This is a genomic window from Luteimonas granuli (assembly GCF_007795095.1).
GTDB lineage: Bacteria > Pseudomonadota > Gammaproteobacteria > Xanthomonadales > Xanthomonadaceae > Luteimonas > Luteimonas granuli.
Genome location: NZ_CP042218.1, coordinates 1,803,288 through 1,819,462 on the forward strand (window position 1 = coordinate 1,803,288; position 16,175 = coordinate 1,819,462).

Below are 16,175 nucleotides of genomic sequence, written 5' to 3' on the forward strand. Positions count from 1 at the left end.
AGAGATCGGGCCCGCTGCGGAGGCCGGGGGGATGCCCAGAGCCGGCCATGGATGGCCGGCGGCCGGATTCGGTAGCAGGACGCGCACGCTTCCGGCTGGGCATCCCCCCGGCCTCCGCGGTGGGCTGCGACCAGCTCACTGGAGCGGCGGCCCCGGCCTCCGCGGCGGGCGGCGCGAACCTCGACGGAGCGCCCCTCACTTGGGAGAAGAACCAAAAAAACGCCCCGCGGTGCGGGGCGTTTCCTCCAGGCCGGGCCGGCTCAGCGCTTCATCGAAGCGAAGAACTCGTCGTTGGACTTGGTGGTCTTCATCTTGTCCAGCAGGAATTCCATCGCCGCGATCTCGTCCATCGGATGCAGCAGCTTCCGCAGGATCCAGATCTTCTGCAGCAGCTCCGGCTCGATCAGGTAGTCCTCGCGGCGCGTACCGGACTGGTTGACGTTGATCGCCGGATAGACGCGCTTCTCGGTGATGCGGCGGTCCAGGTGCACCTCGGAGTTGCCGGTGCCCTTGAATTCCTCGTAGATCACCTTGTCCATCGCGCTGCCGGTGTCGACCAGGGCGGTGGCGATGATGGTCAGCGAACCGCCTTCCTCGACGTTGCGCGCCGCGCCGAAGAAGCGCTTCGGGCGATGCAGCGCGTTGGCGTCGACGCCGCCGGTCAGGACCTTGCCGCTGGAAGGAAGGACGTTGTTGTAGGCGCGTGCCAGGCGGGTGATGGAGTCGAGCAGGATCACCACGTCCTTCTTGTGCTCGACCAGGCGCTTGGCGCGCTCGATCACCATCTCCGCGACCTGCACGTGGCGCGCGGCCGGCTCGTCGAAGGTCGAGCTGATGACTTCGCCGCGCACGGTGCGCTGCATCTCGGTCACTTCCTCGGGCCGCTCGTCGATGAGCAGCACGATGAGGTGCACGTCGGGATGGTTGTAGGTGATGGCGCTGGCGATCTGCTGCATCATGATCGTCTTGCCCGCCTTGGGCGGCGAGACGATCAGCGAGCGCTGGCCCTTGCCCTGCGGCGCCATGAGATCGAGGATGCGGCCGGCGATGTCCTCGCTGGAGCCGTCCCCGCGCTCGAGCTTGAACTTCTTGCGCGGGAACAGCGGCGTCAGGTTCTCGAACAGCACCTTGTTCTTCGACGCTTCCAGCGGCTCGCCGTTGATGGTGTCGACGACGTTGAGCGCGAAGTAGCGCTCGCCGTCCTTCGGCCAGCGGATGCGGCCGGAGAGGTGGTCGCCGGTGCGCAGGTTGAAGCGGCGGATCTGGCTGGGCGAGATGTAGGTGTCGTCCGGGCCGGCGAGGTAGCTCGCCTCGGCCGCGCGCAGGAAGCCGAAGCCGTCGGGCAGGATCTCGAGCACGCCGTCGGCGACGACGCCCTCGCCGTGGCGGGTCAGCACCTTGAGCAGGGCGAAGATCACGTCCTGCTTGCGGGCGCGGGCAACGCCCTCGTGGATGCCCAGCTGCTCGGCGATCTCCAGCAGCTTGTGCGCGGGCATGCGCTTGAGGTCGGACAGCGAGTACTGCGGGAAGCCCTCGGGGATGTTCGGCGGCGGCAGGCGGTTGGCCTGGTCGTTGTTCTCGGTGGGCAGGCCATCGTCGCGGGGACGATCGCCACGCTGGCGGTCGCGGCGGTTCTTGAAACGCTCGCGGCGGCCGCCCTGGCCCTGTTGCTGCTGGCCGCCAGGCTGTTGCTGGCCGCCATGCTGCTGGCGCTGGCCGCTCTCGTGGCCCTGCTGGCGCTCACCGCCGCCGGAGGATGCGTCCGCATCGCCCTGGGGCGCGGGGGCGGAGGCCGGGATCGCGGCCGGCGCAGGGGGGCGCAGCCGGAGCCGGAGCGGGCGCCGGAGGCGCCTTCGCGGCCACGACCGGCAGCTCGGCCTGGACGGGCTGTGCGGCGGGCGCGGAGGACACGGAGGACTGGGTCGGGGCGTCGGCCGGAGTGGCGGCGGCCTTGGTCGCGCGCGGCTTGCGCACGCGCTTCGCGGCGGTGTCGCCGGAATCGGAAGGATTGTCTGACAAGTGCGGAACCTCGCTTGCTGCGAGCGCCCTGTGCGGGCGGCGTGCGGGATGGGCTGGGTGGGGTGTTGCAGAAGGTGCGGCATCGCGATCGCGCGCCGGGGTACCGCGGAAACTAGCACTCCCGGCCTGCGACGGCAAGCCGGGAGGGGGCGGCGGCCCTCAGAGGGCCTTGTCGATCATCTGCGCAAGGACCGGCTTGCCGACGGCGCCGATCTGGGTGGCCTGGACCTGGCCGTCCTTGAACAGCAGGAGCATCGGGATCGAGCGCACGTGGTATTTCAGGGCGGTGGCCTGGTTCCTGTCCACGTCGACCTTCACCACCTTGGCGCGGCCGGCGTACTCGGAGGCGAGTTCGTCCAGGGCGGGGGCGATCATCTTGCACGGACCGCACCAGGGCGCCCAGAAATCGACCAGGACCGGCTCGCTCGAGGCGAGGACGGTGGCGTCGAAATCGGCGTCGCTGGCGTGGATGACGGCTTGGCTCACGGGGGTCTCCTGCGTGGGGGCGGCCTGCCCGGCCCCGGCCTGCGGGGCGGCTCGCGGCCGCGGTAGCTGCTAAACTTGGGCGGTTCGCGGCCAGGTTCAAGTGGCGGCCCCGTCGGAGGGGGCACGCCGCCGCGCATTCTCCTACGGCAGTCTGATCGGCTGCCGCCTTCCACGCAAGCGCGCCCCGCCGCGCAGACTTCCGACGCATGACCGACAAGCCACTGACCGACGTCACCTTCTCTTCCTTCGACCTGCACCCGCGGCTCCAGGCCGGCCTCGAGGCCGCCGGATTCACGCGCCTCACGCCGATCCAGGCGCTGACCCTGCCCGTCGCGCTGCCCGGCGGCGACGTGGCCGGGCAGGCCCAGACCGGCACCGGCAAGACGCTGGCCTTCCTGGTGGCGGTGGTGAACCGCCTCCTGACCCGCCCGGCGCTGGCCGAGCGCAAGCCCGAGGATCCGCGCGCGCTGATCCTGGCGCCCACCCGCGAGCTCGCCATCCAGATCCACAAGGACGCGATGAAGTTCGGCCCGGAGCTGGGTCTGCGCTTCGCCCTGGTCTACGGCGGCGTCGACTACGACAAGCAGCGCCAGCTGCTGCAGGAGGGCGTGGACGTCATCATCGCCACCCCGGGCCGTCTGATCGACTACGTCAAGCAGCACAAGGTCGTGTCCCTGCATGCCTGCGAGGTCTGCGTGCTGGACGAGGCCGACCGCATGTTCGACCTCGGCTTCATCAAGGACATCCGCTTCCTGCTGCGGCGCATGCCGGTGCGAACCGAGCGCCAGACCCTGCTGTTCTCGGCCACGCTCAGCCATCGCGTGCTGGAGCTCGCCCTACGAGCACATGAACGAGCCGCAGAAGCTGGTGGTCGAGACCGAGACCATCACCGCCGCGCGCGTGCGCCAGAAGCTCTACTACCCCTCCGACGAGGAGAAGCTGCCGCTGCTGCTCGGCCTGCTGTCGCGCGGCGAGGGTGCCCGCACCATGGTGTTCGTCAACACCAAGGTGTTCGTCGAGCGCGTGGCGCGCGCGCTGGAGCGTGCGGGCTACCGCGTCGGCGTGCTGTCGGGCGACGTGCCGCAGAAGAAGCGCGAGAGCCTGCTGAAGAAGTTCCAGGCCGGCCAGCTCGAGATCCTGGTCGCCACCGACGTCGCCGCCCGCGGCCTGCACATCGACGGCGTGAAGTACGTCTACAACTACGACCTGCCCTTCGACGCCGAGGACTACGTCCACCGCATCGGCCGCACCGCGCGCCTGGGCGAGGAGGGCGATGCGATCAGCTTCGCCTGCGAGCGCTACGCCATCGGCCTGCCGGACATCGAGGCCTTCATCGAGCAGAAGATCCCCTCCGAGCCGGTGTCCGCCGAGCTGCTGACGGCGCTGCCGCGCAAGCCGCGCGAAGGCGTCGAGCTCGAGGCCGCCGAGGGCGAGAGCGTCAGCGAGATCTTCCGCGAGGCGCGCGAGCAGCGCGCCGCCGACGAGGCCCGCCGTGGCGGTGGCCGCCGCGATGGCGGCGGGCATTCGCGCGGTCCGCGCGGCGAAGGTTCCGGCGAGGACCGCCGCGAGCGTCGCCCGCGCAAGCCGCGCCCGCCCCGCGCCGAAGGCGAGGCTGCCACGAGCACCGGTGCCGCCGAAGGCGCAGTCGCCCCGGCCGATGTCGCGGCTCCGCCGGCGGCCGCCCGGGCCGCCGCTGCCGCGGGTGCGTCCGCACCGGGCGCGGAAAGCGAGCGTGCGCCGCGCAAGCGCCGTCGCCGCCGCAGCGGACGCCGTGTCGACGGCGACGGACAACAGGCGCAGGAAGGCCAGCAGGCGGCTTCGTCCGCGACCACCGTCGAACAGGCCCGTCCTCCGCGCCAGCCGCGTTCGCCGAAGCCGCAGCCCGCGGGCCAGGCCGCCGCTCCCGCACAGCCGGCCGCGCCCTCGCTCCTCGGCCGCATCGGCCAGGGCCTGCGCAAGCTGGTCACCCGGGCGCCGCGTTCGCAGCACTGACGCGCGCAGGGCGCGGTAGCCGGAGCGCGCGCGGTTGGCCGCGCGCCGGCCTCCGGGCGATACTCGCGCATCCCCCGCCTTCGAGTCCCGCGATGTCGCCGGTCCTGCGCTTCGACAACGTCTGCAAGCAGTACCCGGGCGGACATGTCGCGCTCGAGAACGTCAGCTTCAACGTCGAGGCGGGCGAGATGCTGTTCGTCACCGGCCATTCCGGCGCCGGCAAGAGCACGCTGCTGAGGCTGATCCACCTGTCCGAACGCCCGAGCCGCGGCACGGTGCTGTTCGGCGAGCGCAACCTGCTGAAGGTCCGTGGCGGGCGTGTGGCGCTGCACCGGCGCGAGGTCGGCGTGGTGTTCCAGGACCACCGCCTGCTGGCCGACCGCAGCGTGCACGACAACGTCGCCCTGCCGCTGGTGCTGCGCGGCATGCGTCGATCGGACGCCGGTCGCCGGGTGCGCCCGGTGCTCGAGCGTCTCGGCCTGGGCGCGCGCGGCGGCGCGCTGCCCGGCGAGCTTTCCGCCGGCGAGCAGCAGCGCGTCGGCATCGCCCGCGCGGTGGTCGCCGAGCCGCGCCTGCTGGTGGCCGACGAGCCCACCGGCAACCTCGATCCCACCCTGGCCGCCGAGATCATGGCGCTGTTCGCTTCGCTGCCGGAGCAGGGCACCAGCGTGCTGGTTGCAAGCCACGACCTCGGCCTGGTCAAGCGCATGAAGAAGCGGGTGCTGGTGCTCGACCACGGCCGCCTGGCCGACGACATCGCGCCGGAGGACCTGGCCGATGAATGAGTCCGTCGCACGCGGCAGGACAGCCGCCCGGTCGCGAGCGGGCGCCTGGCTCGACCACCACGCCTACAGCATCATCGCCAGCCTCGGTCGCGTGCTCGACAAGCCCTGGTCCACCGCGCTCACCGTCGGCGTGATGGCGGTGGCGCTGGCGCTGCCGCTGGGGCTCTGGCTGGTGCTGGCCAACGTCGAGCGCTTCGCCGGCGAGGTCCAGGCCTCGCGCCAGCTGAGCATCTTCCTGAAGCAGGACGTCGCGCCCGCCCGCGTGGCCGAGCTGGTGGCGGTGCTTGGCGGCCGCGCCGACATCGGCGGGGTCGAGCACCGCACGCCTGACCAGGGGCTGGCCGAACTGCGCGAACGCAGCGGCCTGCACGAGGCCATCGACGCGCTCGGCGAGAACCCCTTGCCGCACGTACTGATCGTGACCCCGGCCGGCGACGAGACCCTGCTTGCCGGTTCGCTGCGCACCCTGCCCGAGGCCGAGCTGGTGCAGCACGACGCCGCCTGGCGCCAGCGCCTGGACGGCTGGCTGCGCTTCGGCGGCCGCCTGGCCTGGGTGCTGGCGGCGCTGCTGGGACTGGGCGCCCTGCTGGTGGTCGGCAACACCGTGCGGCTGGACATCCAGTCGCGACGCGAGGAGCTGGGCGTGCTGCAGCTGCTCGGCGCCAGCGACGGCTTCATCCGTCGCCCCTTCCTCTACCTCGGCGCCTGGTACGGCCTCGGCGCCGGCGTGATGGCGCTGGCGCTGCTGACCGCGGCGGGTGCCGCGCTGCGCGCTCCGCTGGCCGAGCTTGCCGCCAGCTACGGCAGCGGCTTCGCGCTGGACGGGTTCGCGCCGCGCCAGGCGCTGGCGGTGATCTTCGGCGCCACCGCGCTGGGCTGGCTGGGCGCAGGTGCGGTCACCGGCCATTTCCTGCGCCAGACCCGGCCCACGGAGACCTGAGCGCATGTCCGGGCCCACCGACATCCGCCATCTCGACGGCAGCGCGCCGCGGATCATGGTCGTCGACGGCTCGCGCCTGGTGCGCAAGCTGATCGGTGACGTGCTGCGGGCGGAGCTGCCCGCGGCGGAGGTGGTGTCCTGCGCCGGCCTGGCCGAGGCACATGCCGCGCTGGAGACCGCGCCGATCGACCTCGCCACGACCTCGCTGGTGCTGCCGGACGGCTACGGCCAGCAGCTGGCCCAGGCCGTGCGCGCCGCCGCCGGCCAGCGCTACGTGCCGGTGATCGTGATCTCGGGCAACGTCCAGGAGCATCTCGAGGGCCGCCATTTCAGCGACGACGTCACCGACTATTTCGACAAGTCGCACGGCCACCGCGCGCTGGCGGAGTTCATCCGCGGCTACGTGCAGCCGTCGCCGATCCCGGGCGCGCGCGTACTCTATGTCGAGGACAGCCGCACCGTGGCGCTGGCGACCTCGCGCATGCTCCAGGCGCAGCAGATGGAGGTCGAGCATGTGACCAGCGTCGAGGCCGCGCTGGAGTTCCTGCATGGGAGCATCGCCGCCGGCCAGGGCCCCGGCGCCGACCTGGTGATCACCGACGTCTACCTCAAGGGTGAACTCGACGGCGGCGACCTGGTGCAGGCGATCCGCGGCGATCTCGGCTGGTCCAGGCGCCGGCTGCCGGTGCTGGTGATGACCGGCGACGCCAACCCGGGCAACCAGGCGGCCCTGCTCCGCGACGGCGCCAACGACCTGGTGCTGAAGCCGATCGAGGAGAGGCTGCTGGTGACCAAGGCGCTGTTCCAGCTGCGGCTGTCGCGGCTGCCGGAGGCGGGGACGCCCGTGGCATGACCGTGGCCGGGGACCGCATCCGCCTGGAGCCGTCGTGGAAGGCGCGGGTCGGCGAATGGTTCGCGCGCGACGACATGCGGGCGCTGTCGGATTTCCTGCGCGACCGCAAGGCCGCCGGCGCGCGGATCTTCCCGCCGGGCCCGGAGATCTTCGCCGCCTTCGACGCCACGCCCTTCGAGGACGTCCGCGTGGTGGTGCTCGGCCAGGACCCCTACCACGGCGCCGGCCAGGCGCACGGGCTGTGCTTCTCGGTGCGCCCGGGCGTGCGCGTGCCGCCGTCGCTGGACAACATCTACAAGGAGGTCCAGCGCGACCTCGGCCTTGCCCGCCCCGACCACGGCTGCCTGCTGCCCTGGGCCCGGCGCGGCGTGCTGCTGCTCAACGCGGTGCTGACGGTGGAGGAGGGGCGGCCGGGCTCGCACCAGGGCATGGGCTGGGAAGGCTTCACCGACCACGTCGTCGATGTGCTCAACCGCGAGCGCGAGGGCCTGGTGTTCATGCTCTGGGGAAGCTACGCCCAGGCCAAGGGCAGGGTGATCGACCCGCGACGCCACCGGGTGCTGCGCAGCACCCACCCCTCGCCGCTGTCGGCGCACCGCGGCTTCCTGGGCTGCGGGCACTTCTCGGCCGCCAACCAGTATCTGGCCCGGTCGGGCGCGGCGCCGGTGGACTGGTCGCTGCCGCCGTTGGCTGCGCTGGCGCTGGACTGACCGCCAAGCGCGATGCACCCGGGCGTCACCGGAGCGCTGGCATGCTCGGCTCCCGTCGGTCCGTCGGCTCAGGCAGTTGGCCGTGTCCCTTTTGCGCGGGCCGTTTCGTAGCAACTGGACGGATGCCTGGCTGACTGTTTCATTTACAGGACAATGGGAACTTCTCGACGGCCCGGCTGTCGAAGTTGTCCACTGCTAGAATGATGACCATGACCGGAACCACCTATCCCCTCGTCGCCAGCAATCTGCCGGTACCCAGCGCGATCGGTTCGCTGGATGCCTACATCGGCGCCGTGCACCAGATTCCCGTGCTCTCGGTGGAAGAGGAACAGGCGCTGGCCCGCCGCTTCCATGACGAAGAGGACCTGGGCGCCGCCCGCGAACTGGTGATGTCGCACCTGCGCTTCGTGGTCCACGTGGCCCGCGGCTACAACGGCTACGGCCTGCCCCTGGGCGACCTGATCCAGGAGGGCAACATCGGCCTGATGAAGGCGGTGAAGCGCTTCGATCCCGACGTCGGCGTGCGCCTGGTCTCGTTCGCGGTGCACTGGATCCGCGCGGAGATGCACGAGTACATCATCCGCAACTGGCGCATCGTCAAGGTCGCGACCACCAAGGCGCAGCGCAAGCTGTTCTTCAACCTGCGCAGGAGCAAGAAGCGCCTGGGCTGGCTGAACGCCGAGGAGGTCCGCGCCGTCGCCGAGGACCTCAACGTTTCGGAGCGCGAGGTGCTGGAGATGGAGTCGCGCCTGTCCGGCCGCGACATCGGTTTCGACATGTCCGCGGACGAGGACGACGAGCGCGCACCGCCGGCGCCCGCCGCCTACCTGATGTCGCACGACGAAGACCCTTCGCAGGCGTACGAACGCGAGGACAGCGAGTCCAGCCAGCTCGAGCTGTTGCGCGAGGGTCTGGCGGGCCTGGATGCGCGCTCGCGCGACATCGTCCAGCGCCGCTGGCTCGCCCCCGACAACAAGGTCACGCTGCAGGAGCTGGCCGACGAGTACGGCGTCTCGGCCGAGCGTATCCGTCAGATCGAGGCCAATGCGCTGAAGAAGATGAAGGCGCTGTTCGCGGCCTGACCGCTCACCACTTGAACAGCACCAGGCTCACCGCGAGCACGGCCATGCCGCTGACCAGGCCGTAGACGGTTTCATGGCCGCGCGCGTAGCGCTTGGCCGCCGGCAGCAGCTCGTCCAGCGCGAGAAACACCATCACTCCGGCGATGATGCCGAACACGCTGCCGAAGACCGCGTCCGACATCCACGGCCGCAGAAGCACATAGCCGATGATCGCTCCCAGCGGCTCGGCCAGTCCCGAGAGCATGCAGGCGCCGAAGGCATAGGATTTGTTGTCGGTCGCGAAGTACACCGGCACCGCGATCGCGATCCCTTCCGGCACGTTGTGGATGGCGATGGCGAAGGCCAGGGGCAGGCCGACGCCCGGGTTCTCGAGCGTCGCGAAGAAGGTGGCCAGGCCTTCGGGGAAGTTGTGCACGGTGATCGCCAGCGCGGTCAGCAGGCCGACGCGCTTGATGTAGGCGGCGTTGTGCTCGCGGAAGAACGGGTCGTCGGCTTCCAGGCGCTCGTGCGGATTGGGCACCAGGCGGTCGATCAGCATGATCAGGCCGACACCGCAGAGGAAGGCGAGCGTGCCGAGGCTGAAACCGGCGCGGTCGCCATAGCCCTGGCTGAAGGACAGGATGGACTTGTTGAGGATCTCCGACAGCGAGACGTAGACCATCGCGCCGCCGGCGAAGGCCAGGCCGAAGGCGAGCAGGCGCGCGCTGGGCGTCTTCTGCGCGAACACCAGCAGCCCGCCGACGCCCGTGGCCAGCCCGGCCGCCGTGGTCACCGCCAGCGCGAGGAGGATGTTGGCGGTGGAGTACTCGATCATCGGGCGTCCTCATGCGACGTGCGGGGCGCATGCGCAGCCGCGGCGCCATCCTAGCCGAACCGGGTGCGCTATCGTGCGCGCATCGCGCCGCCTTGGCGCCACCCACTGGAGCCGGGGATGCCCGACCACGAGAAACGCATCGCGTTGCTGATCGACGCCGACAACGCGCCTGCGTCCAAGATCGAGGTGATCCTCGCCGAGATCGCCCGCCACGGCGTCGCCAACGTGCGCCGTGCCTATGGCAACTGGAAGAGCCAGCACCTGGTGGGCTGGGAGAAGTGCCTGCACACCTGGGCGATCCGCCCGATCCAGCAGTTCGCCTACTCGACCGGCAAGAACGCATCGGACATGGCGATGGTGATCGACGCCATGGACCTGCTCTACGCCGGCAATCTCGACGGCTTCGCCATCGTCTCGTCCGACGCCGACTTCACCCCGCTGGTGATGCGCCTGCGCAGCGATGGCGTCGCGGTGTACGGCTTCGGGCAGGAGAAGACGCCGCAGCCCTTCGTCCGCGCCTGCTCGACCTTCCTCTACCTGGAGAAGCTGGGCGAGCCCGAGGACGAGGGCGACGACGAGGCGTCGACGCCGCTGCAGCTGCAGCACGACGCCGACCTGGTACGCCTGCTGCGCGGCGCGATCGACGCCACCCAGGGCGACGATGGCTGGTCGAAGCTGGGCGCGGTCGGCAGCCACATCGGCAACCAGGGCCCGTTCGACTCGCGCAACTACGGCTACCGCAAGCTCAGCGATCTGATCGAGGCGATCGGCCTGTTCGAGATGCGGCGCCAGGGCCAGGTGGTGGAGCTGCGCGAACGGCCGGCGCGCGGGGGCGGGCGCAGGGCGCGCACAAAGGCGGTCGAAACGAAGTCGGCGGTCGAGGGCACGGCGAAGGCCGTGGCGAAGCCGGAGGCTGCGGCCAGGACGGCGAAGAAACCGGCGCAGCCGAAACGGGACTGAAGGGTCCGCGCACCACCGCGTCCTCGCGTCAGTACAGGTCGACGGGATCCACGTCCAGCGACCACCGCACCCGCCGCGCTTCCGGCAGCGCGTGCAATCCGTCCACCACCGCATCGAGCGCTGCGTGCAGCGCCGGCCGTGCCTGGGAACACAACAGGAGCTGCGCCCGGTGCATCCCCGCGCGTCGGGGCATCGGTGCCGGCACCGGCCCCGAGACCAGCAGCGTGCGCGCCTGTCCGTGTGGCAATCCATCGCGCGCCTGGTTGAACGCCGCGGCGGCCACGCGCAGGAAGTCCTCCGCCGCGCCCGCCTGCTTCGCTTCCGCACGCAGCAGGGCCATGTGCGCGAACGGCGGAAAGCCCGCCGCCTCGCGCTGGCCGAGTTCGGCGTCCGCGAACGCGCGGTAGCCGCCGCCGACCAGCACCTGCAGCAGCGGGTGCTCCGGATGGTGGGTCTGCAGCAGCACCTCGCCCGGGCGCTCGGCTCGACCCGCGCGCCCGGACACCTGCACCAGCAGCTGCGCGAGCTTCTCGCTGGCGCGGAAATCGGCGGAGAACAGGCCCTCGTCGATCCCGGCCACGCAGACCAGGACCAGCTTCGGGAGGTCGTGGCCCTTGGCCAGCATCTGCGTGCCGACGAGGATTCCGGGACCGTCGCCGAGCTTCGCCAGCTCGCGTGCCAGGCCGTCGCGGCGGCGGGTGCTGGCGCTGTCGATGCGCAGCACCGGCACGTCGGCGAAGCGCGCCGCCAGCAGTTCCTCGATGCGTTCGGTGCCCACGCCCTGCGGCTGCAGCGCCAGGCCGGCGCAGTCGGGGCAGGCCATCGGCACCGGCCGTCGCGAGCCGCAGTGGTGGCACTGCAGGCGGCGGCCGCCGGCGTGCACCGTCATCGGCATCGCGCGCTCGTCGGTGCTGCAGCGCGGACAGGCCGCGCTCCAGCCGCAGTCGTGGCAGAGCAGCACCGGCGCGTAGCCGCGGCGGTTGCGGAACACCAGCACCTGGCCGTCGGCATCGAGCGCGCCGCGCACCGCCGCCAGCAGCTCGTCCGAGAGTCCGGCATGCAGTGCGCGCTTGCGCACGTCGAGCACCCGCACCCGCGGCGGCCGCGCCGCACCGGCGCGGGTGCGCAGGCGCAGGTGCGCATAGCGGCCGGCGCGTGCGTTGTGCAGGGTTTCCAGCGAAGGCGTGGCGCTGCCCAGGAGCACCGGAACCTGCAGCGCCTTGCCGCGGACCAGGGCCAGGTCGCGTGCGTGGTAGCGGATGCCGTCCTGCTGCTTGTAGCTGCCGTCGTGTTCTTCGTCGACCACGATCAGGCCGGCCTCGGGCAGCGGCACGAACGCCGCCGAGCGCGTGCCCACCACCACCCGTGCCTCGCCGCGCCAGGCCGCGGCCCAGGTGCGCGCGCGCTCGCCGTCGGAGAGGCCGGAGTGCAGGGCATGCACGGGCACGCCCAGGCGGGCCCGGAAACGGCCCAGCATCTGCGGCGTCAGGCCGATCTCGGGCACCAGCACCAGGGCCTGGCGGTCGCGTGCCAGGCAATGCTCCGCGATCAGCTGCAGGTAGACCTCGGTCTTGCCGCTGCCGGTGATTCCCTCCAGCAGGACCGGTGTGAACCCTTCGGTCGCGCGCAGCGCCGCGAGCACGTCCGCCTGCTCCGCGGTGGGCGTCGGGCCGGGCTGCACCGCGGCCGGGAGTGCGGAGGCGTCGAGTGCCACGCGTTCGACCAGGCCCCGCTCCTCCAGGCCGCGTGCCGCCGCGCGCCAGCCCGGGATGGCGTCGTCGAGAAGGTCATCGGCGACCGGTCCGGCGCGCAGCAGTTCGGCCAGGCGACGGGGGCGCCCGCCCGCACGCAGGGTGTCGACGGCGCCCGCGCCGGCCGCGGTCAGCGCCCGGCCGTGGGCGGCGGTCGCGGGCAAGGGGTCGCCGCGGCGCAGGCCGGCCGGCAGCGCGGTGGCGAACACCTCGCCCAGCGGGACATGGAGGTAGCGTGCGAGCCAACGCGCCGTGGCCAGCGACTCACCCTGGAACAGGGGCTGTTCGTCCAGCCACTCCAGGGCCTCGCGCAGCGGTGGCGCGTCGGTGCCGGCGGGACCGGTGGCGGCGACCACGCCCACCAGCTGGCGCGGCCCGAACGGCACCCGGATGCGGCGGCCGACGTCCGCCGGCACGGCCTCGGCGGCGCCGGGCGCGCGGTAGTCGAACAGCTGCGGTAGTGGCAGCGGCAGGGCGATGCGCAGGACGTCGGCGGGCATCGGGAGAGTCTAGCGAGTCGCCGGGAGTCGTCCCCGGCCGCTTGCAGGCCAAAGTTGCCTTGCAAACTACGATTCCCCTGCAAGTTGCGGAACCACAAGGAGATTTCGCTTATCCACACGAGCTGTGGATAAGTCTGTGCATGGTCGATGCGTCCCGACCCTCAAACCCCGTGAAAACAGCGTTCAGGCGTGTTTGGCGAAAAAATGATCAATCCAGGAAACAGCTTCTGATTCAATGGCTTGCTCGTGAAACATACGTGTAGCAATGCTCCACGTCATGGCCTGGACCACGACCATGACGATGGCATGACCGCTGTGCACAACCGTCGGGGCCCCCAGGAGCGGGTCCGCGCGTTCCGTTCGCTGACTGGGCGGCCTGTCAAGCCTCGGGCGCCATCCGGCCACGGCTTATGATGGCGCTCCTGACTGCCCCCGCTTCCATGCCTTCTCCCCCTTCGCCCGGTTCCGTCGATGCCGCCGCGCCTACAGCGCTCGGGGCGTTCCTGCGCGGCGTCGAGCGACGCGGCCTGGTCTTCGCCTGGCTGCTGGCGGGCTCCCGCACATCCGCCGAGAGTGCGCTGGCCTGGACGCTGGACCGGTTCCGGCGGGAGGCCGGGCGGACCGCCTTCAGCGAATGGCCGCGGCACTTCTGGTCCCTGATGCTGGCCGCGCCGACGCTGCGCCAGCCGCCGCCCGACCCGCGCTGGGAGCGGGGCTTCGAGCCGCTGTCACGGATCGGTCACGGACCGCGGGCGGCATTGCTGCTGCGGCTGGTGGCCGGCCTGGCCGAGTCGGACGCCGCCATCGTCCTCGGCATCACACGCCCGACCTATCGCCTCGGTCTGCGGCGGGCGCTGCCCCATGCGGGAGATGGCGATGCCGACGTCGCGGCCTGGGAAGCGCTGGGCGGAGCGGTGCAGGACATGCTCCGCAGGCTTCCCGTGGGCCCGTCGACGCCTCCCGACGCCGACGCCGACGCCGCGGGCGCGGCGGACCGTCCCGCTTCCGCGCGCCGCCCGGCGGGACGCGGCCTGAAGGTAGCGCTGTGGCTGGTGGCCCTGCTCACCCTGCTGGCGCTGGCCGTGACGTTCCGGTCCGTCGACCGCCTTCCCGAGGGACTGGCGGAAGCGCCCGACCGCATCCTGATCGAGCCCCTGCACGCGGCCGAAGCTCCGGCGGGGCGCTACCCGGCCGAGGCCGCGCTGGCACTGCATCCGGATCTCGGCCTGTTGCTGGATGCCGCGGACCCGGATCCGGCCGCCGCGGATCCGGCGTTCCACGCCTGGCTGCTGGCCGAGGTCGAGCCGGAGTCCGGCACCGCCGTGGATACAGGTGTCGAGACCGACCCGGGTGACTCCGTCCCTTCTCGCGATCACGCCGTGCGCGCGGCGCAGGCGCGGCTCGATGCACTCGGACCGGCGGCGCGCGCGCGGCTGGACGGACGGCGCGAGGCCTGGGACGCGCTGCCGCACTCCGAGCGGGGTGAACTCCGCGAGCGCTGGCAGACCTGGCAGGCACTGTCCCCCGCCGAGCGGCGGAGGCTGAGCGCCGCTGCGGTGCGCCACACGCAGCGCTCACCGGACGAGCAGGCCGCGCTGCGCGCCCGCTTCGACGCGCTGGACGCCAGCATCCGTCGCGGCTGGCTGCTCGGACCGGACCTCGGTGCCGACTACCCGCGACTGCATCCGCTCATCGCCCAGGTGCCGGACGACGTGCGCGCCCCGTTGCTGGCGGCGCTGCGCGGCCTCGACGCGCAGGCCCGCGACGACCTTGCCGTGCTCGCCGTGCGCACGCCGCCGCAGGCGCGCGCCGGACTGCGCGTCGAGCTGTTGGCCACGCCGCCCGAGCAGCGCGGCCCCTGGCTGCGGCGCCAGGTGTCCCCGGCCCAATGAGCGACGCCTCCGGCCAGCCGCCCGCGTTGTCCGTCCCGGGCTTCGCGGCCGAGGTGCGGGCCACCGGCCTGCTGGCGCTGCCGCTGGTGGCCGGGCACCTGGCGACCGGGCTGATCGGCTTCGTCGACAGCGTGATCGCCGGCCGCCACGGCACCGCCACGCTGGCCGCGGTGTCGGTGGGCACCGCCATGTTCTGGCTGCCGATGATGATTCCGATGGGCACTCTGATGGCGCTTCCGCCCGCGGTCTCGCAGCTCGACGGCGCCGGCCGCCGGGACGACATCGCGCCGCTGTTCCGGCAGGCGCTGTGGCTGGCGCTGGGGCTCGGCCTCCTGCTGTTCGCATTCCTGAGCCTGGCCTCGCTCGCGCTGGGCCCGATGGGCATCGCGCCGGAGATCCGGCCCGGCGCCGCGGCCTTCCTGCACGGCATCCGCTGGGGCGTGCCGGCGCTGACGCTCTACTACGCCATGCGCTACCTCAGCGACGGCCTGCACTGGACCCTGCCGACCATGCTGTTCGGCTTCGGCGGCCTGCTGCTGCTGGTGCCGCTGGGCTACGCCTTCGCCTTCGGCGCGTTCGGGCTGCCGGAGCTGGGCGCCGGCGGTCTCGGCCTCGCGTCGGCGCTGATGATGTGGGCGCAGGCGCTCGGCTTCGCCGCGTACCTGGCGTGCTCGAAGCGCTTCGCGCCACTGGCGCTGTTCGCGTGCTTCGAGCGGCCGCGCTGGCGGTCGATCCGCGACCTGCTCCGTACCGGACTGCCGATCGGGGTGACGGTGGCGATGGAGGGTGGGCTGTTCATCGCCACCGCGCTGCTGATCGGACGCCTGGGCCAGGTCGAGTCCGCGGCCCACCAGATCGCGATCAACGTCGCCAGCCTGTGCTTCATGATTCCCTTCGGCGTCGCCGAAGCGACGACCGTGCGCGTGGGCCACGCGGTGGGCTCGCATGGCAGCCGGGAGGGTGTGCGCCGCGTGATGCTGGCCGGATTGGCGCTGGTGCTGGGCACCCAGGCGCTGTCGGCGCTGGTGCTGGTGCTGGGCCATGACGCGATCGCGGCCGTCTACACCGCCGATGCCGCGGTGGCGGCGCTGGCCGCCTCGCTGCTGTTGTTCGCCGCGGCGTTCCAGTTCCCGGATGGCGTGCAGGTGCTGTCCGCCGGCGCGCTCCGGGGCCTCGAGGACACGCGCGTGCCGATGGTGCTGGCCGCCTTCGCCTACTGGGCCGTGGGCATGGCCATCGGCGTCTGGCTGGGCCTGGGGCTGGGGCTGGGCCCGCGCGGCATGTGGATCGGGTTGATCGCCGGGCTCTCGGTGGCCGCAGTGCTCATGGCCGGTCGATTCGTCCGCACCAGCGGACGGCTGCCCCGAAGGGGAGGGTGACCGGCGGCGGGT

11 protein-coding genes and 2 pseudogenes are annotated in these 16,175 nt (G+C 72.0%); 9 read left to right on the forward strand and 4 right to left on the reverse strand.

The window, feature by feature from the left end; translation table 11 throughout:
* Nucleotides 1-260: 260 nt before the first annotated feature.
* Both rho and trxA read right to left on the reverse strand, forming a co-directional pair.
* A pseudogene (rho, locus tag FPZ22_RS08270) lies at nt 261-2,019 on the reverse strand (transcription termination factor Rho).
* Nucleotides 2,020-2,178: 159 nt separating this feature from the next.
* Nucleotides 2,179-2,505 (reverse strand): thioredoxin, encoded by a 327-nt coding sequence (gene trxA, locus FPZ22_RS08275; protein ID WP_144892045.1) that lies wholly within the window; start codon nt 2,503-2,505, stop codon nt 2,179-2,181.
* A 206-nt stretch (nt 2,506-2,711) separates the two neighbouring features.
* Here trxA and rhlB point away from each other — a divergent pair.
* The 6 genes and pseudogenes from rhlB to rpoH all read left to right on the forward strand — a co-directional run bounded on the left by rhlB (nt 2,712) and on the right by rpoH (nt 8,867).
* Nucleotides 2,712-4,497: pseudogene (gene rhlB, locus FPZ22_RS08280) on the forward strand (ATP-dependent RNA helicase RhlB).
* 92 nt (nt 4,498-4,589) lie between these two features.
* Nucleotides 4,590-5,282: a cell division ATP-binding protein FtsE gene (locus tag FPZ22_RS08285; protein WP_144892047.1), complete on the forward strand. Its 693-nt coding sequence runs from the start codon at nt 4,590-4,592 to the stop codon at nt 5,280-5,282.
* Nucleotides 5,275-6,222: a permease-like cell division protein FtsX gene (gene ftsX, locus FPZ22_RS08290; RefSeq protein ID WP_144892049.1), complete on the forward strand. Its 948-nt coding sequence runs from the start codon at nt 5,275-5,277 to the stop codon at nt 6,220-6,222. Before FPZ22_RS08285 ends, ftsX begins: the two co-directional genes overlap by 8 nt.
* Nucleotides 6,223-6,226: 4 nt before the next feature.
* Nucleotides 6,227-7,075 carry a response regulator gene (locus tag FPZ22_RS08295; RefSeq protein WP_144892051.1) on the forward strand — a complete coding sequence of 283 codons (849 nt, stop codon included), beginning with the start codon at nt 6,227-6,229 and terminating at the stop codon, nt 7,073-7,075.
* The gene (ung, locus tag FPZ22_RS08300) at nt 7,072-7,785 is read left to right on the forward strand and encodes a uracil-DNA glycosylase (protein WP_144892053.1); all 714 of its coding nucleotides are present in this window, start codon (nt 7,072-7,074) and stop codon (nt 7,783-7,785) included. Before FPZ22_RS08295 ends, ung begins: the two co-directional genes overlap by 4 nt.
* A 200-nt stretch (nt 7,786-7,985) precedes the next feature.
* Nucleotides 7,986-8,867, forward strand: coding sequence for an RNA polymerase sigma factor RpoH (gene rpoH, locus FPZ22_RS08305; protein ID WP_425462996.1), 882 nt, complete (start codon nt 7,986-7,988; stop codon nt 8,865-8,867).
* A gap of 4 nt (nt 8,868-8,871) precedes the next feature.
* Here the strand turns inward: rpoH and zupT are convergent, their stop codons facing one another.
* Nucleotides 8,872-9,681 (reverse strand): zinc transporter ZupT, encoded by an 810-nt coding sequence (zupT, locus tag FPZ22_RS08310; protein ID WP_144892057.1) that lies wholly within the window; start codon nt 9,679-9,681, stop codon nt 8,872-8,874.
* 117 nt (nt 9,682-9,798) lie between these two features.
* Between zupT and FPZ22_RS08315 the strand changes: the two genes are divergently transcribed.
* Nucleotides 9,799-10,641 (forward strand): NYN domain-containing protein, encoded by an 843-nt coding sequence (locus tag FPZ22_RS08315; protein ID WP_144892059.1) that lies wholly within the window; start codon nt 9,799-9,801, stop codon nt 10,639-10,641.
* A 28-nt stretch (nt 10,642-10,669) separates the two neighbouring features.
* Here FPZ22_RS08315 and FPZ22_RS08320 read toward each other — a convergent pair whose 3' ends face one another.
* Nucleotides 10,670-12,892: a primosomal protein N' gene (locus FPZ22_RS08320; protein ID WP_144892061.1), complete on the reverse strand. Its 2,223-nt coding sequence runs from the start codon at nt 12,890-12,892 to the stop codon at nt 10,670-10,672.
* A gap of 440 nt (nt 12,893-13,332) precedes the next feature.
* Between FPZ22_RS08320 and FPZ22_RS08325 the strand changes: the two genes are divergently transcribed.
* Together FPZ22_RS08325 and FPZ22_RS08330 are read left to right on the forward strand one after the other, a co-directional pair.
* Nucleotides 13,333-14,784 carry a DUF3106 domain-containing protein gene (locus FPZ22_RS08325; protein ID WP_168198971.1) on the forward strand — a complete coding sequence of 484 codons (1,452 nt, stop codon included), beginning with the start codon at nt 13,333-13,335 and terminating at the stop codon, nt 14,782-14,784.
* Nucleotides 14,781-16,163, forward strand: coding sequence for an MATE family efflux transporter (locus FPZ22_RS08330; protein ID WP_144892065.1), 1,383 nt, complete (start codon nt 14,781-14,783; stop codon nt 16,161-16,163). The genes FPZ22_RS08325 and FPZ22_RS08330 overlap by 4 nt, the downstream gene beginning before the upstream one ends.
* Nucleotides 16,164-16,175: the final 12 nt, after the last annotated feature.

What these genes read in the sequence shown, in the direction of transcription:
- zupT (WP_144892057.1), bottom strand. Translation starts at nt 9,681, where the DNA reads ATGATCGAGTACTCCACCGCCAACATCCTCCTCGCGCTGGCGGTGACC.
- FPZ22_RS08320 (WP_144892061.1), bottom strand. Translation starts at nt 12,892, where the DNA reads ATGCCCGCCGACGTCCTGCGCATCGCCCTGCCGCTGCCACTACCGCAG.
- ftsX (WP_144892049.1), top strand. Translation starts at nt 5,275, where the DNA reads ATGAATGAGTCCGTCGCACGCGGCAGGACAGCCGCCCGGTCGCGAGCG.
- FPZ22_RS08295 (WP_144892051.1), top strand. Translation starts at nt 6,227, where the DNA reads ATGTCCGGGCCCACCGACATCCGCCATCTCGACGGCAGCGCGCCGCGG.
- rpoH (WP_425462996.1), top strand. Translation starts at nt 7,986, where the DNA reads ATGATGACCATGACCGGAACCACCTATCCCCTCGTCGCCAGCAATCTG.
- ung (WP_144892053.1), top strand. Translation starts at nt 7,072, where the DNA reads ATGACCGTGGCCGGGGACCGCATCCGCCTGGAGCCGTCGTGGAAGGCG.
- FPZ22_RS08330 (WP_144892065.1), top strand. Translation starts at nt 14,781, where the DNA reads ATGAGCGACGCCTCCGGCCAGCCGCCCGCGTTGTCCGTCCCGGGCTTC.
- FPZ22_RS08285 (WP_144892047.1), top strand. Translation starts at nt 4,590, where the DNA reads ATGTCGCCGGTCCTGCGCTTCGACAACGTCTGCAAGCAGTACCCGGGC.
- FPZ22_RS08325 (WP_168198971.1), top strand. Translation starts at nt 13,333, where the DNA reads ATGCCTTCTCCCCCTTCGCCCGGTTCCGTCGATGCCGCCGCGCCTACA.
- FPZ22_RS08315 (WP_144892059.1), top strand. Translation starts at nt 9,799, where the DNA reads ATGCCCGACCACGAGAAACGCATCGCGTTGCTGATCGACGCCGACAAC.